Annotated in this window: 22 protein-coding genes; 8 read left to right on the top strand and 14 right to left on the bottom strand. The window is 58.0% G+C overall.

Annotation, left to right across the window (positions count from 1 at the left end; all coding sequences use genetic code 11):
* Positions 1-2: 2 nt before the first annotated feature.
* A complete protein-coding gene (locus tag HWX34_RS16825; RefSeq protein WP_178973334.1) occupies positions 3-1016 on the bottom strand; it encodes a hypothetical protein in 1014 nt (337 codons plus the stop codon).
* A gap of 265 nt (positions 1017-1281) precedes the next feature.
* On the opposite strand from HWX34_RS16825, the gene HWX34_RS16830 reads away from it, so the two are divergent.
* The 5 genes from HWX34_RS16830 (at position 1282) to HWX34_RS16850 (ending at position 8830) form a co-directional block, all read left to right on the top strand.
* Complete coding sequence (locus HWX34_RS16830) at positions 1282-2382, top strand: anhydro-N-acetylmuramic acid kinase (protein ID WP_178973335.1); 1101 nt, start codon at positions 1282-1284, stop codon at positions 2380-2382.
* Positions 2383-2478: 96 nt separating this feature from the next.
* Complete coding sequence (locus tag HWX34_RS16835) at positions 2479-4779, top strand: DNA translocase FtsK (protein ID WP_178973336.1); 2301 nt, start codon at positions 2479-2481, stop codon at positions 4777-4779.
* 70 nt (positions 4780-4849) lie between these two features.
* A complete protein-coding gene (gene hemH / locus HWX34_RS16840; RefSeq protein ID WP_178973337.1) occupies positions 4850-5938 on the top strand; it encodes a ferrochelatase in 1089 nt (362 codons plus the stop codon).
* Between the two features lie 193 nt (positions 5939-6131).
* A complete protein-coding gene (locus HWX34_RS16845) occupies positions 6132-7349 on the top strand; it encodes a branched-chain amino acid ABC transporter substrate-binding protein (RefSeq protein WP_178973338.1) in 1218 nt (405 codons plus the stop codon).
* A 278-nt stretch (positions 7350-7627) separates the two neighbouring features.
* On the top strand, positions 7628-8830 hold the full coding sequence (locus tag HWX34_RS16850; protein WP_178973339.1) for a branched-chain amino acid ABC transporter substrate-binding protein: 1203 nt from the start codon (positions 7628-7630) through the stop codon (positions 8828-8830).
* A 63-nt stretch (positions 8831-8893) separates the two neighbouring features.
* Here HWX34_RS16850 and HWX34_RS16855 read toward each other — a convergent pair whose 3' ends face one another.
* From HWX34_RS16855 to HWX34_RS16865, 3 genes are read right to left on the bottom strand one after another with little or no spacing between them, the layout of a single operon-like run.
* Entirely contained in the window at positions 8894-9706 is an 813-nt protein-coding gene (locus HWX34_RS16855; RefSeq protein WP_178973340.1) for a crotonase/enoyl-CoA hydratase family protein, read from the bottom strand.
* 11 nt (positions 9707-9717) lie between these two features.
* A complete protein-coding gene (locus HWX34_RS16860; RefSeq protein WP_255497314.1) occupies positions 9718-10197 on the bottom strand; it encodes a DUF4442 domain-containing protein in 480 nt (159 codons plus the stop codon).
* Positions 10198-10240: 43 nt separating this feature from the next.
* A complete protein-coding gene (locus tag HWX34_RS16865) occupies positions 10241-10831 on the bottom strand; it encodes a TetR/AcrR family transcriptional regulator (RefSeq protein ID WP_178973342.1) in 591 nt (196 codons plus the stop codon).
* 118 nt (positions 10832-10949) lie between these two features.
* Between HWX34_RS16865 and dapF the strand changes: the two genes are divergently transcribed.
* The 3 genes from dapF to HWX34_RS16880 are packed head-to-tail and all read left to right on the top strand — an operon-like array spanning position 10950 to position 13033.
* Positions 10950-11780 carry a diaminopimelate epimerase gene (gene dapF, locus HWX34_RS16870; protein ID WP_178973343.1) on the top strand — a complete coding sequence of 277 codons (831 nt, stop codon included), beginning with the start codon at positions 10950-10952 and terminating at the stop codon, positions 11778-11780.
* Between the two features lie 39 nt (positions 11781-11819).
* A complete protein-coding gene (locus HWX34_RS16875; protein ID WP_178973344.1) occupies positions 11820-12467 on the top strand; it encodes a DUF484 family protein in 648 nt (215 codons plus the stop codon).
* The gene (locus HWX34_RS16880; protein ID WP_178973345.1) at positions 12464-13033 is read left to right on the top strand and encodes a hypothetical protein; all 570 of its coding nucleotides are present in this window, start codon (positions 12464-12466) and stop codon (positions 13031-13033) included. Before HWX34_RS16875 ends, HWX34_RS16880 begins: the two co-directional genes overlap by 4 nt.
* A gap of 58 nt (positions 13034-13091) precedes the next feature.
* Here the strand turns inward: HWX34_RS16880 and aroF are convergent, their stop codons facing one another.
* The 10 genes from aroF to gyrA form a co-directional block, all read right to left on the bottom strand.
* Positions 13092-14111, bottom strand: a complete 1020-nt coding sequence (aroF, locus tag HWX34_RS16885) for a 3-deoxy-7-phosphoheptulonate synthase (RefSeq protein ID WP_178973346.1) — start codon at positions 14109-14111, stop codon at positions 13092-13094.
* Between the two features lie 63 nt (positions 14112-14174).
* Entirely contained in the window at positions 14175-14753 is a 579-nt protein-coding gene (locus tag HWX34_RS16890; RefSeq protein ID WP_178973347.1) for a hypothetical protein, read from the bottom strand.
* Positions 14754-14789: 36 nt separating this feature from the next.
* Positions 14790-15371 carry a TIGR00730 family Rossman fold protein gene (locus HWX34_RS16895; protein WP_178973348.1) on the bottom strand — a complete coding sequence of 194 codons (582 nt, stop codon included), beginning with the start codon at positions 15369-15371 and terminating at the stop codon, positions 14790-14792.
* Positions 15372-15439: 68 nt separating this feature from the next.
* Entirely contained in the window at positions 15440-16513 is a 1074-nt protein-coding gene (gene pheA / locus HWX34_RS16900) for a prephenate dehydratase (RefSeq protein ID WP_178973349.1), read from the bottom strand.
* 4 nt (positions 16514-16517) lie between these two features.
* On the bottom strand, positions 16518-17105 hold the full coding sequence (locus HWX34_RS16905; protein ID WP_178973350.1) for an O-methyltransferase: 588 nt from the start codon (positions 17103-17105) through the stop codon (positions 16518-16520).
* Between the two features lie 126 nt (positions 17106-17231).
* The gene (locus HWX34_RS16910; protein ID WP_178973351.1) at positions 17232-18455 is read right to left on the bottom strand and encodes an MFS transporter; all 1224 of its coding nucleotides are present in this window, start codon (positions 18453-18455) and stop codon (positions 17232-17234) included.
* Between the two features lie 129 nt (positions 18456-18584).
* Entirely contained in the window at positions 18585-19670 is a 1086-nt protein-coding gene (serC, locus tag HWX34_RS16915; RefSeq protein WP_178973352.1) for a 3-phosphoserine/phosphohydroxythreonine transaminase, read from the bottom strand.
* A 62-nt stretch (positions 19671-19732) separates the two neighbouring features.
* Entirely contained in the window at positions 19733-20173 is a 441-nt protein-coding gene (locus tag HWX34_RS16920; RefSeq protein WP_178973353.1) for a PaaI family thioesterase, read from the bottom strand.
* The gene (locus HWX34_RS16925) at positions 20170-20637 is read right to left on the bottom strand and encodes a PaaI family thioesterase (protein ID WP_178973354.1); all 468 of its coding nucleotides are present in this window, start codon (positions 20635-20637) and stop codon (positions 20170-20172) included. Before HWX34_RS16925 ends, HWX34_RS16920 begins: the two co-directional genes overlap by 4 nt.
* On the bottom strand, positions 20634-23333 hold the full coding sequence (gene gyrA, locus HWX34_RS16930; RefSeq protein WP_178973355.1) for a DNA gyrase subunit A: 2700 nt from the start codon (positions 23331-23333) through the stop codon (positions 20634-20636). The genes HWX34_RS16925 and gyrA overlap by 4 nt, the downstream gene beginning before the upstream one ends.
* Positions 23334-23354: the final 21 nt, after the last annotated feature.

A 23354-nucleotide genomic window follows, 5' to 3' on the forward strand; every position in this document is an offset into this window, starting at 1 on the left:
TCTCAATACAGGGTGGCGGGTGATTGCGGGCGCTGCCAGAATTTCCACACGTCACGGCGACGAATGCGCAGGTTGAACCCGGCGGCGCCATGGCATTGCAGCTGCAATTCGGCCAGTTTTCCCTGCTTTAGCGTCTGCAATAGTGGCTGGAACCAGTCGGTTTCCATGCGCTGCAATTGTTCGCGCCAGCCCCAGGCATCCCGGTATTGCGCTGCTGACAGCAAGGCGTCCTGCACCACGACCACATGGCTGTCGGCTGCCTGCGTGGTGCAGCGCGCCATCAGCCCGGCAAAGTCATAAGGCATGGCATCTGTGGTGCAATCAGACTGCTGCAGCAAGATGTCGTCATCGCATAGCAGCAGGTCAGCGGGCTCTTGCTTTGCAAGCGGGCTTGCCGCTGGGCCATCACCCCACAGCCAGACACTGTTGACAGCCAGTTCACCCTGCATTTCGCGGGCGTCATTCACCGGATGGGTATAAAGCAGCATCTGCATCTCGTTAAGCAGGCGACTCCAGTGCAAACCACGCTCGCCTGCGGGCAGATGCTCATTCACGTTTTCGCCTACCGCATCCGGCAGCGGGGTGAATTGCGCCTGGCTGGGCTCTGGCAGTTGCAGCAACCAGCGCCCCGGCTCGATGGCATGGAAGGTCAGGCCATCTTCGGCAAAGTGCTGGTTCAGGCTTTGCACCATGGCATCGGCTTCATCCTGCGACAGTCGCATCACGCCGACATCGGCCAGCAAGGCACGGTCGCGATCGATGCGCACGTGTACCGGGTCTGCCAGCAACCAGTGATCGCCCGTCAGTCCGGCGCGTGCTGCCAGCGCGTGAGCCAGACCGTGCAAAGGAAAGCAAGCAGCACCGCCATACAGCTTGGTCAGGGACACAACCTGGCTGCGTCTGTGGCCGCGTCCCAGCAGGCAAGACAAATCGGGCAATGACAGCCCGCGGCAAACTTCGGCGCCATCATGGGCGTCCAGCCAGGCAAGTCCTGGCATCAGCAGGGTGAGCTTCATTATTGTGATATTTCAGATCGGCAAAGGAGTCGGCAATCGGCCATCTCCTGCCTGTGACAAGATGGCTGACCACGCAAAGCGCCGTACTTGCGACGGGAAATGTCTGCAATGCATGGCAAACCCTGTATATTGCAGTGCAACTGCAAGGCAGGCAGCAAAGAGCGGGATTATCGCAAACTGGCGGGATTACCGCAAAACCGCCTGCCCCTTTGTTGTGTATGGCGTGGTGTGCATCACCTTGCCCTGAATAAAAAGCCGACCCGACATGATTGAACGCTATATCGGACTGATGTCCGGCACCAGCCTGGATGGCGTGGATGCCGTTTTGCTGGAAATGAATGCCCAAGGCAAACCGCAAGTGGTGGAGGACTGCTTCCTGCCCTTCCCCGCTACCGTGCGCGAACAAATCTTGCAGTTGCAGGCCATCGGCCACAACGAACTGGACCTTGCCGCCCGCCTGGGGAATACCTTGGCGCGCATCTATGCCGAAGTCGTGGCACAACTGCTGACCAAGACCGACCTGCCCGCTTCGGCCATTCACGCCATTGGCTGTCATGGCCAGACCATCCGTCATGCCCCGCATGCCGGATATACCTTGCAGATTGGCAATCATGCACTGCTGGCCGAGCTGACTGGCATCGATGTGATTGGTGATTTCCGCAGCCGCGATGTGGCTGCCGGTGGCCATGGCGCCCCGCTGGTGCCAGCCTTTCATCAGGATGTATTTGCCAGTGACAAGGAAAACCGCGTCATCCTGAATATAGGCGGCATCAGCAACCTCACACGGCTGCATCGCAGCCTGCCGGTAATCGGTTTTGACTGCGGCCCTGGCAATATGTTGCTGGACGCCTGGTGTCAGCGCCACACCGGCAAGGCCTATGACGCCAATGGCGATTGGGCCGCCAGCGGCCAACTGCATCAGCCTTTGCTGCAGCAAATGTTGGCAGATGACTATTTCAAGCTGCCGCCGCCAAAAAGCACCGGACGGGATTTGTTTGATCTTAACTGGCTGGATCAACAACTTGCCACCTGGCCCACTCTTGTTGCGGCGGATGTCCAGCACACGCTGCTGCAATTGACTGCACACAGCATTGCCGGCGAGATACGCCGCCACTGCCCGGAAACACAGAGCCTGCACGTGTGTGGTGGTGGTGCGCACAATGCGGCATTGATGCAAGCGCTGCAACAGCAGCTGGCGGACATCCGCATTTGCAGTACAGCTGAATTGGGCTTGCCAGTGCATCAAGTGGAAGCCGCTGCATTTGCCTGGCTGGCCTGGCGTTTTTGTCACCGCCTGCCTGCCAACCTGCCGGAGGTCACGGGTGCAGCTGGCTTGCGCGTGCTCGGTGCGCTCTATCCGGCCTGAAACCCTTGTCTCAACAGCAAAGTCTGACAACTGCAAGCACGCCAAACAGCCTTGTCAGGCTATAATCACCCCCTGTCCTAGCCTTAAACGAGAAAAATGCGACTTTTCAAAAGAAAGGCCGTCGTCAAGAACAGCCAGACACCATTGCCCCCCAAGCTTGCCAGCCTGCTACGTGAAGCATGGTGGTTGCTGATGGCGGTGGCTGCGGTCTACCTGGTACTGGTATTGGCCAGCTACTCACCACAAGACCCTTCCTGGTCGCACAGCTCATCCGACCCCACCGTGCGCAACTACGGTGGCGCCTTTGGCGCATGGCTGTCAGATATGCTGCTTTATATCTTCGGCTTGTCCGCCTGGTGGCTGGTGGTGTTTTGCCTAGTGGCCATCGCCTGGGGTTATCGTCGCATGGAAACCCTGGGGTTCCGCCTGAATCCGATGACGCTGGCGGCCATGGGTGGTTTCTTCCTGTTGCTGCTGTCCAGTTCCAGTGTTGAAGGCATCGTGCTGGCCGGCAAGCAAATCAATCTTCCGCTGTCTCCGGGCGGCATGCTGGGCCACTGGCTGGGCAAGGCGCTGGCGCATGGCCTGGGGCAATCTGGTGCCTACCTCTTGCTGTCCGTCACCGCAGCCATCGGCTTTTCACTGTTTACCGGCCTGTCCTGGCTGGACATCATGGAAAGAATCGGCGGCACACTGGAAGATGGCGTGCTGAAGGTTTGGCATGCCTGGCAGGCACGCAAAGACCGGGAAATCGGTCGCGAAACCGCCCAGCAACGTGAAGTCAAAGTCAGCAGCGAAAAGAAAAAGCAGGAAGACAAGCCGCCGGTGCGCATTGAAGCCACGACAGCGGAAATTGCGGTATCACCCAAGGCGCAAAAGCCGGTGCAACAGTCGCTGTTTGCCGACCCCAATAGCGGCGAATTGCCCGGCCTGAGCCTGCTGGAAGCACCCAAAGATCAGCACGAGCCGGTTTCTGCCGAGACGGTCGAGTACACATCCCGCCTGATCGAGCGCAAGCTGGCCGACTTCGGCGTGGATGTGAAGGTGATTGCCGCCTACCCCGGGCCGGTGATTACCCGCTACGAAATCGAACCTGCCGTGGGTGTCAAAGGTGCGCAGATCGTCAACCTGATGAAAGATCTGGCCCGCGCCCTGTCACTGGTGTCGGTGCGGGTGGTGGAAACCATTCCGGGCAAAACCTATATGGGCCTGGAGCTACCCAACCCCAAGCGGCAGATTGTGCGACTGTCGGAAATCATCGGCTCGGATGGCTATCAGAACATGAGCTCCCGCCTGGCCATCGCCGTCGGCAAGGATATTGCCGGTCAGCCGGTTTCGGTAGACCTAGCCAAAATGCCGCATGTGCTGGTGGCCGGCACCACAGGCTCGGGCAAGTCTGTGGCCATCAACGCGATGATTCTGTCCTTGCTGTACAAATCCACCGCGCGCGAAGTCCGACTGATCATGGTCGACCCCAAGATGCTGGAGTTGTCAGTCTATGAGGGCATTCCACACCTGCTGGCACCGGTGGTGACCGACATGAAACAGGCCGCCAACGCGCTTAACTGGTGCGTGGGCGAAATGGAGCGGCGCTATCGCCTGATGTCCAAGCTGGGCGTGCGCAATCTGGCTGGCTACAACCAGAAAATCAAGGATGCCGAAAAGACTGGCGAGAAGATTCCCAACCCCTTCAGCCTGACCCCGGAAACGCCAGAGCCGCTCGACACCCTGCCCCTGATCGTGGTGGTGATTGACGAATTGGCCGATCTGATGATGGTGGCCGGCAAGAAAATCGAAGAACTGATCGCCCGCTTGGCACAAAAAGCTCGTGCCGCAGGCATTCATCTGATTCTGGCCACCCAGCGCCCGTCGGTTGACGTGATTACCGGCCTGATCAAGGCCAATATTCCCACCCGTATTGCGTTCCAGGTATCCAGCAAGATCGACAGCCGCACCATTCTGGACCAGATGGGCGCAGAAACCCTGCTAGGCCAGGGCGACATGTTGTACCTGCCGCCAGGATCCGGCTACCCGAACCGGGTGCATGGTGCCTTCGTGGCAGACGAAGAAGTCCACCATGTGGTGGAATTCCTGAAAACAACCGGCGAGCCGGATTACATCGAAGGCATACTCAGCGGTCAGGCCGAAGCGGATGAAGCCGGTGCACCCGCTGGCGGCGATGTGGATGGCAATGGCGAGGCCGACCCACTGTATGACGAAGCCGTGGCCATTGTCGTTAAAACCCGCAAGGCGTCGATTTCTTCGGTGCAGCGACATTTGCGCATCGGCTACAACCGCGCGGCACGCCTCATTGAGCAAATGGAAATGGCAGGCCTGGTTTCTGCAATGGAAACCAATGGCAACCGCACGGTGCTGGCACCGGCGCGCGACGACTAAGCCGTGATCAACCTTTCAGACTGCCGGCCCCGTGCCGGCGGTTACAACCTGTACAGGTAGCGAGAACCCCATGTCCGGATACCTTCCAGAACCACCATTCAGCCACGACCAACAAGCTCGCATCGGCATCCTGCTGATCAATCTGGGCACGCCCGAAGCGCCAACCGCTCAGGCCGTACGCCCTTATCTCAAGCAATTCCTGTCCGACACCCGGGTCATTGAAATTCCCAAGGCCATCTGGTGGCTGATCCTGAATGGCATCATCCTCAATACCCGACCAAAGCAGTCGGCCGAAAAATATGCCAGCATCTGGCGAGCAGAGGGCTCCCCCCTGTTTACCTACACCCGCCAACAGACCAGTCTGCTCAAAGGCCTGCTGGGTGAGCGCGGTCTGCGCAATGTGGTGGTGGATTTCGCCATGCGTTACGGTCAGCCATCGGTCGAGTCCGCCATCATGAAGATGCGCGCCCAAGGCGTGGACCGACTGCTGGTGATCCCGCTCTACCCGCAATACGCTGGCTCCTCCAGCGCAACAGCACTGGATGACGTCTATCGTGTGCTGATGAAGCTGCGCAACATGCCGGAGTTGCGCACCGTGCGTCACTTTCATGATGACGCTGGCTATATCGATGCCTTGGCACAGAAGGTAGAGACCCATTGGCGAGCACATGGCCGACCGGAAAAGCTGCTGATGAGTTTTCATGGTGTACCACGCTTCACCTTGGACAAAGGTGACCCCTATCACTGCGAATGCCTGAAAACCGGGCGACTACTGGCAGAAAAGCTGGGGTTGAATCGAGAGCAATATGTGGTGAGTTTTCAAAGCCGTTTTGGCCGGGCGGAATGGATTCAACCCTATACCAGTGCAATGCTGGAAAAACTGGGTAAAGAAGGCTGCAAACGGCTTGATGTGATTTGCCCCGGATTTGTCGCAGACTGTCTGGAAACGCTGGAAGAAATAGCAATGGAAGGCAAGCACACCTTCCAACAGGCTGGCGGAGGCGATTTCCGCTACATAGATTGTCTGAATGACAACCCGCAGTGGATTGCAGCATTGGCCGATATTGTGGAGAAAAATCTCCAAGGCTGGCAGGAAGTTATAGAACAAGATGCCACGTTGCGCCAGCAGCGCGCGAAAGCGCTTGGTGCGGCGTGTTGACGGGATGGAAAATAATTTGTCAGCCAATGAATAAACCCCGTTGACACCCGCGCAAACTGCTCCCCATAATCAGCGCAGCTGGTGGCCATTCCATAAGAATGACCTGAATCAGTAAGGGGTAAAGTCTGAATTTTAATCAGACTACCCGCAGAGATCGCCAAGTCTACATAGATAAGATCAGGGGAAATAAAATATGAATAAGTATGCTCGTCTGAGCCTCATCGCTGCCGCTGCCATGACCCTGGCTGCTTGTGGCAAACAAGAGCAACCGGCTGCTGGCGCAGCTTCCGCTCCGGCCGCTGCCGCTGCTGGTGGTGATGTCACCGTCAAGATCGGTCAAGTATCCCCCATGTCCGGCCCGATTTCGCATCTGGGCAAAGACAATGAATTTGGCGCCAAGCTGGCCATTGAAGACCTGAACGCCGAAGGCGTTGAGATTGGTGGCAAGAAAGTCAAATTCGAACTGGTTTCCGAGGATGACCAGGGCGATCCGAAAATCGGTACCCAGGTTGCCCAGCGCCTGGTAGATGCCGGTGTGGTTGGCGTGGTAGGTCACTTGAACTCCGGTACCACCATCCCGGCTTCCAAGATCTACTCCGACGCCGGCCTGCCGCAGATCTCCCCGTCCGCTACCAACCCGGACTACACCAAGCAAGGTTTCAAGACCACCTTCCGCGTGATTGCCAACGACGTACAGCAAGGTACTGCGCTGGGTCAATTTGCTGCTGACGGCCTGAAAGCCAAGAAGGTTGCCATTATTGACGACCGTACCGCTTATGGCCAAGGTCTGGCTGACGAGTTTGAAAAAGCCGTCAAGGCCAAGGGTCTGGAAGTGGTTAAACGTGAGTTCACTACCAACACGGCAACCGACTTCAACGCCATTCTGACCTCCATCAAGGCAACCAAGCCGGACGTCATCTTCTACGGCGGCATGGACGCGCAAGCCGGCCCGCTGGCCAAGCAGATGGACCGTCTGGGCATCAAGGCCAAGCTGATGGGTGGTGATGGCTGGCAGACACCGGAATTCATCAAGCTGGCTGGTACCGCTTCTGAAGGCCAGTACTCCTCCAGCTGCGGCGTTCCGCGTGACAAGATGCCGGGCTTCGCTGCCTTCAACGACAAGTTCAAGGCCAAGTTCAACACCGAAGTACAAATCTACGCACCGTATGAATACGATGCCGTACGTGTACTGGTTGATGCCATGAAGCGTGCCAAGTCCACTGATCCGAAGGTATACCTGCCTGAAGTCGGCAAGACTGACTACACCGGCGTTACTGGCAAGATTGCCTTCGACGACAAGGGCGACATCAAGAATGGTGCCGTTACCGTGTATCAGGTCAAGAACGGCAAGTGGGAAGTGGTTTCCACCGTTGGTGGTAGCGCTCCGGCAGCAGCCAGCGCAGCCCAGTAATCCTCGCCTTACCCTCGAAAAAGCGCAGCCCAGGCTGCGCTTTTTTTGTTTCTGCCGCTTCTACGGCATTGAATAACCGACGACGATCTGATGTGGATCAGCCGGAAAGGTTGACGAAATGCTGCAGAACAACAAAAATGTGCGGGTCAGTGGCGTCGATTGTATCCATTCAACGCCATCAACAGACCCCAACACCCCCGGGGTGTGCTGACATGAAATGCCAAAAGCTTTCGTGGCGAATGACCCTTATCAAATTCTAATTAGACCAGGGCATTTCCATGTATCTCCCACGTATTACCCTTATCGCCGCCGCCGTATTGGCACTGACTGCCTGTAACAAGCAAGACGCTGCCGCCCCGCAACAAAACGCATCCGCCGCCGCTGGCGCAAGCGATGCTGTCGTCGTAAAGATTGGCTCTGCCAATCCGCTGACCGGCCCGTTTGCGCACTGGGGCCGTGATGCCGACAATGGCGTCAAGCTGGCCGCAGAAGAAGCAACTGCTGAAAACCTGAAACTCGACGGTAAGCCGGTCAAGTTTGAAGTGGTTTCCGAAGATGACCAGGCCGACCCGAAAACAGCCACCCAGGTAGCGCAGCGCTTTGTGGACAACAAGGTTGCCGGTGTAATCGGCCACCTAACCTCCGGTGCCGCCATTCCGGCGTCCAAAATCTATTCGGACGCAGGCATTCCGATGATTGCCGGTTCGGTAACCAGCCCCAAGTTCACCGAGCAAGGCTTCAAGAACACCTTCCGCATCATCGCTAATGACCAGCAGCAGGGACAGGCGCTGGCCAAATTTGCCGTGGGCGACCTGAAGCGTAGCCGTATTGCCATCATTGACGACCGCACCACCTACGGCCAAGGCCTGGCGGATGACTTTGCCAAGTCGGTTGAGGCAGCCGGCGGCAAGGTGATCAAGCGCGAATTCACCACCAACAGCGCCACCGACTTCATGTCCATCCTCACCTCCATCAAAGGTGAGAAGCCGGATCTGGTGTTCTACGGCGGCATGGACGCGCAAGCCGGCCCGATGGTCAAGCAGATGCGCAAGCTAGGCATCACTGCCGACTACATGGGCGCTGACGGTGTAAATACTGCTGAATTTGCCAAACTGGGTGGCAAGGATGCAGAAGGCAGCTATGCCTCCAGCGCTGGCGCACCCAAGGAAAGCATGCCCGGCTTTGCTGCGTTCAACGACAAGTTCAAGAAGCGCTTCAATGCCGACATCCAGGCCTACGCGCCCTATACCTACGATGCTACCCGGGTGATGATCGAAGCTATGAAACGTGCAGGCTCGGCCGATCCGACCAAGTACCTGCCGGAGATTGCCAAGACCAAGCTGCAAGGCGTTACCGGCGACATCGCCTTTGACCCCAAGGGCAATATCGTCAACGGTACCGTCTCCCTGTACCAGCTGAAAAACGGCAAGTGGGAATCGGTGGCCAAGCCTGCCGCAGCGGCAGCCAGCGCAGCACAATAAGCGCACTTGAGCCCAAACAAAAACGGCAGCCACAAGCTGCCGTTTTTGCATGATGGACTCCGTTCAGTCGCGGAAGACTGCGGCCTGTCGTGTCATGGTTGCCATTCCCGCTTTCTGGATGTCTTCAGACAGCAGCATGGCTGCATTCCAGGTGGCCACGTGGTTGAGACTGTCCGCAACGCTGTGATCGCGCGCGTAATTCAGCATCTCCTTGCTGCCGCGCACTGCCAGCGGTGACTTGCTGGCGATCAGTACAGCTGTTTCCAGTGCAGCTGCCAGCACACCATCAGCATCGGGCAATACCCGGTTTACCAGACCAAAACGCAATGCCTCATCTGCCGAGACATCCCGGCCAGTCAATGCCATTTCCCTGGCAATCCCTTGCCCAACCACTGCAGGCAAACGCTGCAGCGTACCGACATCCGCCACCATGCCGATATCCACCTCGCGCACGCCAAACACGGCATCTGCTGCGGCAAAGCGAAAATCCGCCGCCAGGGCAATATCCAGCCCGCCACCAAGGCAGGCACCATGAATGGCGGCCACCACCGGCTTGCGGCAGCGCTCCAGGCTGGACACATTGTCCTGCAATTGCAGAATCAGCCGTCGCAGCTTCTCGCGCTGACGACCTTCGCACTCGTCGGCAATGGCACCCTGAATGCCCAACAGCATGGACAGGTCTATGCCAGAACAGAAATGCCTGCCCTGCCCGGCCAGCACCACCGCGCGTACCGCAGCTTCGGCATCGGCCCACTCCATGACCGACTGCAGCTCCTGCCACATGGTCTGGTTCAATGCATTGGCCTTGTCCGCCCGATTAAATCGTACCAAAGCCACCTTGCCCTGCAACTCAACATCAAAAGTCTGCCATTGCATGCCAGTGCTCCTTATTGGGGGCGCTTTTTGGGCACCCAGGCCCACACCATTTCACAGACCACCGGTGATTCGCCTGATTCGTCCGTCACTGTGACATCCACCAGCACATCCCCCTTGTCAGTGGTGTACATGGTGCGAATCTGCTCATCCGTCAGCGTGGCCACCGCACGCATGTCACCCTGCGCGCGCTTGACGTAATTGACCTTCATCGACTTGAGCAGCATCAGCTTGTCATCCGGCACATTCATGCCCACGACAAAGCCGCTCGCTGTTTCGGCCAACAGCGCCATGGCGGCAGCATGCACGCCCTTGATGTGGTTTTGCACCTTGCGCTGATTGCGGATGGAAACGGTCAGGCTGGTATGCCCTGCCTGCTCAAAGCGAATGCCGGATGTGGCCAGGAACGGCACAAAACGACCAAATAACAAGGAAAGTACCGTACTGCGCAGGCCGACTGGCAGTCGGCCCACTTTGTCGGCGATGCGACTCATGCTGTTTTTCTGATAATCCATGCTGTTAGCCCTCTGTTTTATGTCATGGAAGTGGAACATCCAGGCCTAGCAAGGCCCGGATCTGGATCTTAAGCACCTCAATCACTGCCTGATCAGTGCGCGCCAGTTGCAAGCCGCCCTGCAAGGCTGCCAGCATCAGCAAACCCATGGCTTCCGGCGTACCGGCATAAACCATGCTGCCATCAGCGCGTCCGCGTGCGGCAATACTGACTGCCCAGTCGCGCATTTCATCGACAAAGGCATTGGCTTCCTGCTGCATTTCTTGCGGCAGGGTCTGGTATTCGGTGGTCAGGATGCCGCTGGGACAGATTTGCTGGTCACGCTCGAAATAGGCATCGGTCAGGGTGTAGTACTGCTCCAGCTGCTGGGCGGGAGTCAGGGCCAGCTGCGCTTCGACAAAACGCTGAAAGCGGCGACGGTAACGCTGGATCAGCGCCACGCCAAGGTCGGTTTTCTTCGGGTAGTGATAGTGAATGGCAGCATTGCGCACGCCCAGCGCCGAACTGATGTGCTGGTAGCTGAAAGCGTTATAGCCACGCGTCAACAACAGCTCCTCGGCGATATCGAGAATGCGTTTGCTGGTATCGGTTTTGGCATCGGTGGCAGTTTTCATCAGCAAACTTTACTTACTGGTTAGTAAGGTGTCAATCGAATGGCTCCAGCGCTGGACAGGCATGGCATATCGGTTATGATGGACGGTATTTGGCCAACCCTGAGACCGGACTTTTCCGATGCGACTCAAATTCAGCAAGATGCATGGCCTGGGCAATGACTTCATGGTAATTGACGGTGTCAGACAAACCGTCTCCCTCGATACCGACAGAATCCGCCAGCTTGGCAACCGCCACTTCGGCATTGGTTTTGACCAGCTGCTGCTGGTGGAATCCCCCCAGGAAGAAAACAACGATTTCCGCTACCGCATTTTCAATAATGACGGCAGTGAAGTGGAGCAGTGCGGCAATGGTGCACGCTGTTTTGCCAAGTTTGTCTGCGACCAGAAGCTGACCAACAAAAAAGCCATCCGGGTTGAAACCGCCAAAGGCGTCATCATTCCGGAATACCTGGGCCAGAACCAGGCAGTGGTTGATATGGGCGTACCGCGCTTCCGTCCGCTGGACATCCCGTTTGTGGCCGAAGGAGAAGCCATCACCTACCCGCTGGATACCGGCGGCTACAGCTGCGACATCAGCGTCGTCTCCATGGGGAACCCGCACGCGGTACAGGTGGTCGATAGTGTCGATACCGCGCCAGTGAAGGAGCTGGGTGCGCTGATCGAAACCCACCACCGCTTCCCCGAAAAAGTGAATGCAGGTTTCATGCAGATTGTTTCGCGCCATGAAATCCGCCTCCGCGTGTTCGAACGCGGAGCGGGCGAAACCCTTGCCTGTGGCACCGGAGCTTGCGCAGCCGTAGTGTCAGGCATCCGTCGCGGCTTGCTGGATGCCAAGGTGCTGGTACATACCCGCGGTGGCGATCTGCAGATTGAATGGCATGGCGAAGGCCAGCCCGTGCGCATGACCGGCCCGGCCATGACGGTATTCCAGGGTGAAATCGAAGTCTGATTAAGCGGTGCGTATTGGCTTACTACAAGGAGAATGTTGATGCAAAGCGATGAGGTTCTGGCCTTTCTGGACAAGCACCCGGACTTCCTGCAACACCATGCCGACCGCTTCGGCCTGCGCAGCCCTGCCACGCAAGACCGGGTGGTGGTATCGCTGGCTGACCGGCAGATGCTGGAACTCAAGGACCGCAACCGCCAGCTGGAAGCGCACCTGCATCAACTCATTCTCCATGGCGAAGCCAATGACCAGATCATCCATAGCGCTCACCGCTTATCCCTGGTGCTACAGCGCTGCCTGAATTTGCAGCAGGTGGTGGATGGCCTTGCCAGCTGCTTCAAGCAGGACTTCGCACTGGACCGCATGGCCTTGCGCCTGTGGCACCCGGCGGCAGAGTCATCTCCGCTTTACAATGCGCGGCACGAAGTCCAGGCATTGGCTCGCAACCTGTCTGCGCCCTATTGCGGTCCGTATGTCAATGACGAAGTGCTGAGTTGGTTTCCGTCCACGCCGGTGCTGCAATCCTTCAGCCAGATCCCGCTGACTGATGTCAGTGGCGCACGTTTCGGCCTGCTGGTGCTGGCCAGTGACGATGCACAACGCTTTACCTTCGATATGCATACTCACTATCTGGCGCAGATGGGAGAAATCATTTCCGCCGCCCTGCTACGCGTACTGGGACAAGCATGACGGCAACTCTTGGAGGCTGGCTGCTGATCCTGCTGCTGCTGGCATATTTCCTGCACATTCTCTGGCGTCAGATTGCAGAACGCAGCCCAGTCGCCATTGCCAGTTTCATCGCCGCGTATTTCGTGCTGGCTGCTTTTTTCCGCCTGAGCGAGCCCTACACCCCGCTGCGCCCAGTCTGGCTGCCATTTGTCTACAGCTATGCGTGGCTAGCCGTTTCAGCAGCCATCTGGTTACCGGCCAGCGCCAGTTTGAGCCGCCACGGCCTGGCATTCCCCGCAGATACACCTCGCATCTCGGCCTTGCTGGTCTCTCAACTGACGCTGACTCTTGGCTGTCTGCTGACCTCACCCATGCTGGACTGGCGACCACTGGCAGCCTATGTGATGCTCCCCCCCATGATGGTGGTTATCAGCTACTTGCTCTACCGCCTGTTCCTGTTTTTGCTGCTACGTAACAAACAAGGCGTGCTCCGCTGGAACATACTATTGGCATGCGTGCTGCTGTCACCGTTTTTTTGTAGCTTCCTCGGTGGTTGGCTGGCTCCGCTCCTCCTGGGCTGGACCTGAATCAGCAAATATAAAAAAACCGGCAAAAGCCGGTTTTTTCCTTGAAGATACCTGCTGCTCAAGCCAGATTGCGCCCCAGGGCGGTGGCCAGCACCGACAACTGCTGCATCAGCGTTTCGAACTCTGCCGGATTGAGCGCCTGTTCACCATCACACCAGGCATTGGCCGGGTCTGGGTGAATGTCCAGCATCAGCCCATCCGCCCCCGCTGCCAGCGCCGCCTTGGCCAGGGAGGGCACCATCCATGCCTTGCCCGCAGCGTGACTGGGGTCGACCATTACCGGAAGGTGGGTTTCCCGCTTCATGACGGCGATGGAAGATAGGTCCAGCATATTGCGATATGACGTTTCGAAGCTGCGCACGCCACGCTCACAGAAAATAATGTTGTGGTTGCCACCGGCTGCGATGTATTCGGCAGCCATCAACCATTCACTCAAGGTGGAGGACGGTCCGCGCTTCAGGATGACGGGCTTGTTGATGCGCCCTACTTCCTTGAGCAAACCGACATTCTGCATATTGCGCGCGCCGATTTCGATGACATCAACGTCATACTCGAGAAATGCATCCAGCAGGCGCACATCCAGCAATTCGCTCACCATGGGCAAGCCCTGACGCCGCGCCTCCTGCTGCAGAATATCCAGCCCTTCCACACCAACCCCCTGGAATGCATAGGGGCTGGTACGCGGCTTGAACGCACCACCGCGTAGCAGTTTGCCGCCCTGCTGACGCACCAGTTGCGCAGATAATGCCATTTGTTCCGGTGTTTCCACGGCAGCAGGACCGGCAATCACATGAATGGCCGGACCACCGATAGACAGCCCTCGAACCTGCACCACACTGTCGGCAGGATGCACCTCACGCGAGACAATGCGGTATTCCTTCACCACCCGCATGGCGCGTTCCACGCCCGGCATCAGGGCAAATGCATCCGGACTGAATACGCGCTCATCCCCGACCGCGCCAATAATGGTGCGCTCGGTCCCGCGTGAGACATGCTCGCTCAGGCCGGCAGCGCGAATTTTGTCCACCACCGCCTGAATATGCTCATCCTGTGCGTAACGGTTCATCACGATAATCATGTTTATTTCCTGGCGATGGGATTGGCTTGGTTGTTATTGGGCCAGATTTTAGCAGACGGGCGACTATTTACGTAAATGCTGCCATTGCCGTGACATGCGCCTGCCCATGCGCGACCAGACCGTGGAACGCCGCAGTCTGGCACGCACGGCATCCAGCAGGCGATGGGCAGCCTGCCAGGCCGGAGATGCAGCAAGGCGATCATGCACATAGCTCTTGAACTGTATGAACAGCTGATAGGCTCGGGCAAACCATTGCACCCGCATCAGCTGATTACGCGTCAGTGTAAACAAACGCGCCGCCACCGCAGTACCCAGCAGCTTGGCCAGCAGGATAACCAGCAAACCCAACACGGCATGACCACGGCTGATCAGCAATACTGCCGCCAGCTTGACCGGAAGCAAACCCAACACTGGTAGCAAAAACAGACTGAGCGCCACGGCTGGCGCAGCACGTGCCACGGCAGATTCCAAGCGGCGCAACACCGGCCAGCGCCCCAGGCGGGCCAGTAAATCAGACAGTTCGTCCCAAGCGAATTCTTCGAAGGCAATCAACAAGGCTGCCAGCAGCACCAAGGGGCCGGTCAGCAGGCGACGCAAACGCCAGAACAAGGTTTTGCGCCTTACTGCACAGTCATCATTCATGTTCAACCCCCTGGGACGATGTCATGCCAGATGGGGTCAAGTCTTTGCCAGATCAAGCCATTTGGCTGTCTGTTTTGGCTGATAAGCACGCATGGCTTGCAGCAATTGCTTTATATCAGCTGAATGGCTGAATAAATCCATATTGCCCTGTGGCACGAAGCCTTCCGTTACGGCATGGCGACTGAGCGCCAGCAACGGCTGGAAGAAACCGGCAATATCCAGCAGGCCTACTGGCTTGTCGTGTACCGACAGCTGGGCCCAGGTCAGGATTTCAAACAGCTCGTCAAAGGTGCCAAAGCCACCAGGCAAGGCAACAAAACCATCTGCCAGCTCGGCCATCAGGGCCTTGCGCTGATGCATGGTTTGCGTGACATGCAGCTCTGTCAGGCCCAAATGGGCAACTTCCTTGGCCTTGAGAAATTCGGGAATCACGCCAATAACCTTGCCACCGGCGGCCAGTGCAGCATCAGCAGCCACGCCCATCAAGCCCACCTTGCCGGCACCATACACCAGAGTAATACCCTCTTCGGCCAGCGTGCGGCCAAATGCGGCCGCAGCGGCTTGGTATTCAGGACGCGCACCTTTGTTGGATCCACAAAACAAACACAAGGACTTCATTCACATTCTCCAAAAAGAGTACAGCCGGGCGGATTGCTCCGGCCCGGCTGCACTGATCACGATTGTTATTACAGCACCGCTTGCGGATAGGAACCGAGCACTTTGACAAAGGACGTGCGCTCTGACAGGCCAGCCAGGGCTGTTGCGACATTGGCATCGTCATGATGCCCTTCCATGTCGATGAAGAAAACGTAGTCCCACAAACCGGCACGAGAAGGACGCGATTCGAACTTGGTCATCGACACGCCGTTGTCTGCCACCGGTGCCAGCAGTTGATGCACCGCACCCGGACGATTGGGTGCTGCCACCACGATGGAAGTCTTGTCCAGACCCGTCATGCCGACTTGCTGATTACCCAGCACCAGGAAGCGCGTAGTGTTATTGGGTTCGTCTTCGATGTTTTCAGCCAGTTTGACCAGACCATAGCGTTCGGCAGCGGCCTGACCGGCAATGGCAGCGGCATTGGCATCTTCACCTGCCAGCCGCGCCGCTTCGGCATTGCTGGCCACCGACACCCGCTCAACCTGTGCGGGCAGATTCTTGTTCAGCCATTCATGGCATTGCGCCAGTGCCTGGGCATGGGCATACACCCGGGTAATGCCATTCATGCCATCCTGTTTGCGTAGCAGATGATGATGAATGCGCAGCACCACTTCACCACAAATGCGCAACGGGCTGCTGACCATCAAGTCCAGCGTGCGGCCAACTGCGCCTTCGGTGCTGTTTTCTACCGGGGCCACCACATAATCCAGCGTGCGGGATTCCACCAGACGGAAAGCTTCATCCACCGATGCGCAGGCCACGGTACGTGCTGCGTGACCAAAATGCTTGATGGCAGCCAGCTGGGTGAAGGTGCCTTCCGGCCCCAGGTAGGCAATGGAAAGCGGCTTTTCCAATGCCAGGCATTCTGACATGACCTCGCGGAACAGTCGGGCCACGCTTTCATTCGGCAAGGGGCCTGGATTGAGCTGCTGGATACGGCGCAGTACCTGGGCTTCCCGTTCCGGACGGTAAATGATGCCACCACCCTTGATTTCACCGATTTCACGAGCGTGACTGGCACGGCTGTTCAGCAGATGGAGGATCTGGGTATCGATGGCGTCGATGGCATCGCGATGTTGCTTCAGCAGTTCTTCTGACACGTAATCAATCTTTCACTATGACAAACTGGCCTTTTCCAATCTGGTAAGTTTCCGCGAGATAGCCTTCCGTCGCAAGCACCAGTCGAATGAAATCAGCACATTCGTCCGGATGCGACAGGACATTATCCACCACGATCAGGCCGCCATGGCGCAGAATCCTGCACAGATCAGGCCAATAATCCACATATCGGCTGCGATCTGCATCCAGAAACACCACATCCACGCTGCCCGCAGCAGCTTGGTGCAAATAGACGGCTGCGTCCATGCAATGCAGATCCACCTTGTGTTGCAAGGCAAAATCCTGCAAATGCTGCGCGGCTTGCTGCTGCTTGGCAGGCAGGACATCCAGACTGGAGATGCGACCATCCCCGTCACGCAAGGCCAGTGCCAGCCACAAGGTGGAATAACCGTTGGATGTGCCGATCTCCAAAACATGCTGCGGATTGGCATGTCGCAATAGCTGATAGAGGAAGCGCCCGGTATCTGGCGTGATGAACAGGTTTTTCAATGCGCGTTCGGTAGTGACGGCATCGTGATGCTCGCCCTCTTCCCAGATGGCGTGCAAACGGGCAAATAATTCGGTACTCAGCATACAAGCTCCTGACGTTTCAAAAACAGGCAGTTATCAAGTCGGAAAATGCCATGACAAAGCGCGGTTGCTGATACATCAACAGCAGGATCACCAGCAACAGGCATAGCACGACATACCAAGCGGATTTCATGCAGCGGCCTTGTCGGCAAAGGCGGCGGATGGCTGCTCGCGAATTGGCAGATTGGCCAGCGCGGCCAGCACACCCAGCACAATGGCAATGCCCCATACGATGTTGTAATTGCCGTTCAGATCGTACAGCTTGCCTCCCAGCCACACACCAAGAAAGCTGCCCACCTGATGCGAGAAAAACACCGCACCTGACAGCATGCCAAGATGCTGTACGCCAAACTGGCTGGCAATCACGCCATTGGTCAGCGGCACGGTTGATAGCCACAAAAAGCCCATCACCGAGGCGAATATCAGAACGGATGGCACTGTCAGCGGCAAAATCAGGAACAGGCCGATAGCGATGCTGCGCGCCAGATAAATGCCAGCCAGCAGGGGTGGCTTGGCAAAACGGCTGCCTGCTTCGCCAAAGATGAAGGTCCCGAAAATATTGAACAGGCCGATCAGGGCCAGCGCCAGGCTGGCGATATTGCCACCCATGCCATGATCACGCAGATAGGCTGGCAGATGCACCCCGATAAACACCACCTGGAAACCACAGACAAAATAGCCGGCCATCAGCAGGCGGAAACCTTTTTCGGTCCAGGCACGGGCAAAGGTATGCAGCATGCCTTGCAGCAGGTGCGGATGAGCCTGTGTCGTGCCGGCTTGCGGCATCGAGCCTGCCTGACGGGTTAGTGCACGTCCCAGTGGCAGCATCAGCAGCGCACAGACACCCAGTACCAGCAAGGAGGGCAGCCAGCCCATGCCATCAATCAGCGACCGCTCAATCGGCACCATGGCAAACTGGCCGAAAGAGCCGGCAGCAGCAGTCAAACCCATGGCGCGTGAGCGATAGGCAGCGGGCACGGTACGACCCAATACACCAAAAATGACGCTATAGGTGGTGCCTGACAAGGCCAGCCCCAGCAAGACGCCGGCGGACAGCGAAAACAGTACAGGTGTGGCCGACACGGTCATCAGCAGCAGGCCCAAGGCATACAGCAGGCCACCACCCAGCAGTACCTTGCCCGGCCCGTGCCGGTCGGCCAGAGCCCCGGCAAACGGTTGAGCCAGGCCCCAGATCAGGTTCTGCATGCCCAGTGCAAAAGCGAAGCTTTCGCGTGTCCAGCCAAAGGCACTAGTCATGGGGGGCATGAAAAAGCCGAAGCCGTGGCGAATACCCATGGCTAGCGAAACGATGAGGCCGCCCGCAAGCAGCAAGCGTTGAATGGAGCGGTCCATGGAATGATTTCCGATATTGTTATGGTCATCCATCATAAAACCGCAGCGCACAAGAAAAAACCCGTGTTAACCACGGGTTTTTGTACACAGTGTAATGCTGGCAGAACAATCCGCCCTGACGAATGAGTCTTAGCCGTTCTGACGGGCGAAGTCCTGCATGAAGCTGGCCAACGCTTTCACCCCTTCAATTGGCATGGCGTTGTAGATGGAGGCGCGCATGCCACCCACCACACGGTGCCCCTTGAGCTGGATCAGCCCGTTCTTGCGCGCTTCCATCATGAAGCTTTCTTCCAGCGCTTCGTCTTTCAGGCGGAATACCACATTCATGCGCGAACGGAAGGGCTCGTCGATATGGGTGGTGTAGAAGCCTTCACTGGCCTGGATGGTGTGATACAGCAGGCCGGCCTTTTCCGCATTGCGGCTTTCCATGCCCTTCACCCCGCCCTGCTGCTTCAGCCACTTGAATACCAGACCAGCAATATAGATGGGATAAGTGGCCGGGGTGTTGTACATGGAGTCGGCGTCGGCATGCACCTGATAGTTGAGCATGGTGGGCAGGTCGGCACGGGCACGCCCCAGCAGGTCTTCCCGTACCAGCAACACCACCAGGCCGGACGGGCCGATATTCTTTTGCGCACCGGCGTAGATCAGGCCGAACTTGCTGACATCCACTTCGCGCGACAGGAAGTCGGAGGACATGTCACACACCAATGGCACGCCCAGATCAGACGGGACAAAGGGGAATTGCAGGCCGCCGATGGTTTCGTTCGAGGTGTAGTGCAGATAGGCGGCATTGGGGTCGCGCTGCCAGCTGTCCTCTGACGGCACGTAGGCGAAGTTGCGATCTTCGCTGCTGGCTACCACGTTGACATTGCAATAACGGCGCGCTTCCTTGATGGCCAGCTTGGACCAATGACCGGTATTGACGATGTCGACCGATTGTTTGTCGCCCAGCAGATTGAGCGGCACCATGGAAAACTGCATGGAGGCGCCGCCTTGCAGGAACAGCACCTTGTAACCGGCCGGCACCTGCATCAGCTCGCGCAGGTCTTGCTCGGCATCATGGATAATTTCCATGAATTCCTTGCCGCGATGGCTCATTTCCATCACGCACATGCCGGAACCATGCCAGTCCAGCATTTCACTTTGGGCTTGCGCCAGAACGTCGTGGGGTAAAACTGCCGGTCCGGCGGAAAAGTTATACACCTTGGCCATGTCTGTCCTCAGTCATTGCTTCAAACTTGCGGCATGACCAGATCAGGCCATGCCTGTGTGTGTCACTGCGTCAGCAGGAAGTGGGCCCGTGCCACAGCCACCGGCTTGCGGCGGTCCTCTTGCCAGGCCTCTATCAATACATGCGCCACGCGCTTGCCCTGCTTGGTGATTTCACAACGGGCAAACAGGGTTTGCGGACGGCCGGAACGCAGGTAATCCAGCGAAAAATCGACAATCTTGGGCGCTTCCAGCGATTCGCGATGCCAGATCAGGTGCAGCAGCGCCGCATTTTCCAGAAATCCGCCAATCAATCCACCATGCAGTGCCGGCAAGACGGTATTGCCGACATTGCGCTCGGCAAACGGTAGCTGGAACAACAGCTCGCCTGCTTCGTCTTCCAGCATTTCCACGCCCATCAGCCTGGCATAGGGAATGGCATCAATCAGGCCGGTGAAGTCTTTGGCGTCGCGCAGCGTGGCCAGTTTTTCCATGAAGTCGCTCATGGTTTTGGCTCCTGCAGCATCGAGGCACGACTGGATTCACGCATGAAGGTGGCGACTCCGTGGGCGATGGGGTCTGCCGGGTCGTCGTGATAGCACACCGCGCGGGTGAAGGCGATCTGGCTGGCCAGGCGATAACACTCTGCCCTGCAGTATATGGCCTTGCCCGGTGTAGCTGCCTTCAGGTAATCGATGCGCAGGTCCAGCGTGGCGATGGTTTCGAAATCAGGCAGGCAGGCGGTGACCGAAACGGCACTGGTGGTATCCACCAGCGAGGTAATCACCCCGCCGTGAATGGTGCCGCTGGCAGGGTTTCCTACCAGGTCCTCCCGCCACTCCACCTTGAGCACCGGGCGGCGCCCCTCGGTGCCCAGATACTGGAAGCCAAGGGTGGCGCAGTGCGGCAAGGAGACGAAGAGCTTGCTCATCGTCTCCAGTACCTGCGGATTGGCAGGCGTTGCCGTCATGCCTCGGCATCCCCTGCGCTGGGAGCATCGGCGGCGGGTGCGACAACATCTTCACCGTTAACCACTTCACCATCGGCAACTTCGACTTCCTCGTCCGACTCGCCTTCTGCCACCTTTTCCAGGCCGATCAGCTTCTCACCCTCATCCAGGTTGATCAGGCGTACGCCTTGCGCCGAGCGGCCAGTTTCACGTACTTCAGACACCTTGGTGCGGATCAGCACGCCGCCGGTGGTGATCAGCATCACATCGTCGCTGTCTTCCACCAGGCTGGCTGCCACCAGCTTGAGGCCGGTCTTGTCGGTCAGGTCCATCGCAATCACGCCCTGGGTGCCACGGCTGGTATGACGGAACTCGCCGGTGCGGGTGCGTTTGCCATAGCCGCCATCGCTGGCGGTCAGCACTTGCTGCTCTTCCGAGTTGGTCACCAGCAAGGAAATCACCTGCTGGTCTTCGCCCAGCATCATGCCGCGCACGCCACCGGCGGTACGGCCCATGGCGCGCACGTCGGTTTCACTGAAGCGCACAGCCTTGCCGGCGTCGGAGAACAGCATGATCTGGTCGTTGCCGGAGGTCAGTGCCACGCCGATCAGGTTGTCACCTTCATCCAGACGGACAGCGATGATGCCCGCGGTACGCGGACGGGAGAAGGCTTCCAGCGGGGTTTTCTTTACGGTGCCATTGGCGGTGCACATAAAGATGAACGGGCCCTTGGCCTTAAGGGCTGCGGTTTCGTCGTCTTCGTTTTCGTCGCACACGGCTTCGGCGTCGGTAAAGGCCTTGATTGGCAGCAGTGCGTTGATCTTCTCACCATCGGCCAGCGGCAGCACATTCACCATCGGCTTGCCACGGCTGTTGCGGCCGCCTTGTGGCAGGTCGTACACCTTGATCCAATAGCAGCGACCCTTGCTGGAGAAGCACAGCACGTAGTCGTGGGTATTGGCCACAAACAGGGTGTCGATGAAATCGTCATCCTTGGTGGCGGCAGCCTGCTTGCCACGACCGCCACGGCGTTGCGAGCGGTAGTCATCGATCGGCTGGGTCTTGATGTAGCCGGTATGGGAGATGGTCACCACCATGTCTTGCGGGGTGATCAGGTCCTCGATATTGATGTCGCCGCCGAACGGTTCGATTTCTGAACGTCGGCCGTCGCCAAACTGGGTCTTGATGGCCAGCAGTTCGTCGCCGATGATCTGATTGATACGTTCCGGACGTTCCAGAATGTCGATCAAATCCAGAATGATGGCCATGATGTCGCGGTATTCGCCGACGATCTTGTCCTGTTCCAGGCCGGTCAGGCGCTGCAGGCGCATTTCCAGGATGGCCTGGGCTTGCGCGTCGGACAGGCGGTAGCCGTCCGGGTGCAGACCAAACTCGGCATCCAGTCCGTCCGGACGGGCCTTGCTCTGGTCCACACGCGACAGCATCTCTTCCACCAGCTCGGAGCGCCAGGCACGCGCCATCAGCGCCACCTTGGCAGCCGGCGGGGTTTCCGAGGCCTTGATCAGCGCGATGATGTCGTCAACATTGGACAGTGCAACGGCCAGACCTTCCAGGATGTGGCCACGCTCACGCGCCTTGCGCAGTTCGTAGATGGTGCGACGGGTAACGACTTCGCGGCGGTGACGCAGGAATTCGTCGATGATCTGCTTCAGGTTCAACAGGCGCGGCTGACCATCGACCAGTGCCACCATATTGATACCGAAGCTGTCTTGCAGCTGGGTGAGCTTGAACAGGTGGTTGAGCACCACTTCCGGCATTTCGCCGCGCTTGAGCTCGATCACCACGCGCATGCCGGACTTGTCCGACTCGTCGCGCAGGTCGGAAATGCCTTCGATCTGCTTGTCGCGTACCAGTTCGGCAATACGCTCCAGCAGGCGCGACTTGTTCACCTGGTAAGGAATCTCGTCGACGATGATGGCCTGACGATCACCCTTGCCGATGTCTTCAAAGTGAGTGCGGGCGCGCATGATGACGCGGCCGCGACCGGTGCGGTAGCCCTCTTTCACCCCGGCGGTGCCGTAGATGATGCCTGCTGTCGGGAAATCCGGTGCCGGAATGATGTCGATCAATTCGTCGATGGTCATTTCCGGGTTGGCCAGCAGCGCCAGGCAGCCATCCACCACTTCGGTGAGGTTGTGCGGCGGAATATTGGTAGCCATGCCCACGGCAATGCCGGAGGAGCCGTTGATCAGCAGATTGGGAATCTTGGCCGGCAGGATCAGTGGTTCGTGTTCGGAGCCATCGTAGTTCGGCCCGAAATCCACGGTTTCCTTGTCGATATCAGCCAGCAGTTCGTGCGCAATGCGCGCCATGCGAATTTCGGTGTAACGCATGGCAGCGGCACTGTCGCCATCCACCGAACCGAAGTTGCCCTGGCCGTCCACCAGCGGATAACGCAGGCTGAAGTCCTGCGCCATGCGCACGATGGTGTCGTAAACCGCCGAGTCACCGTGCGGGTGGTATTTACCAATGACATCGCCCACGATACGCGCGGATTTCTTGTATGCACGGTTCCAGTCGTTGGAAAGTTCGTGCATGGCAAACAGCACACGACGATGTACCGGTTTGAGGCCATCACGCACATCGGGAAGTGCACGGCCCACGATCACGCTCATGGCGTAATCGAGGTAGGAGCGGCGCATTTCCTCTTCGAGGCTGATTGGGATCGTTTCCTTGGCGAAAAGCTGATCTGTCATGGGTAAATGGCTATCTTTTCA

Source organism: Aquitalea sp. LB_tupeE, assembly GCF_013391415.1.
Taxonomy (GTDB): domain Bacteria; phylum Pseudomonadota; class Gammaproteobacteria; order Burkholderiales; family Chromobacteriaceae; genus Aquitalea.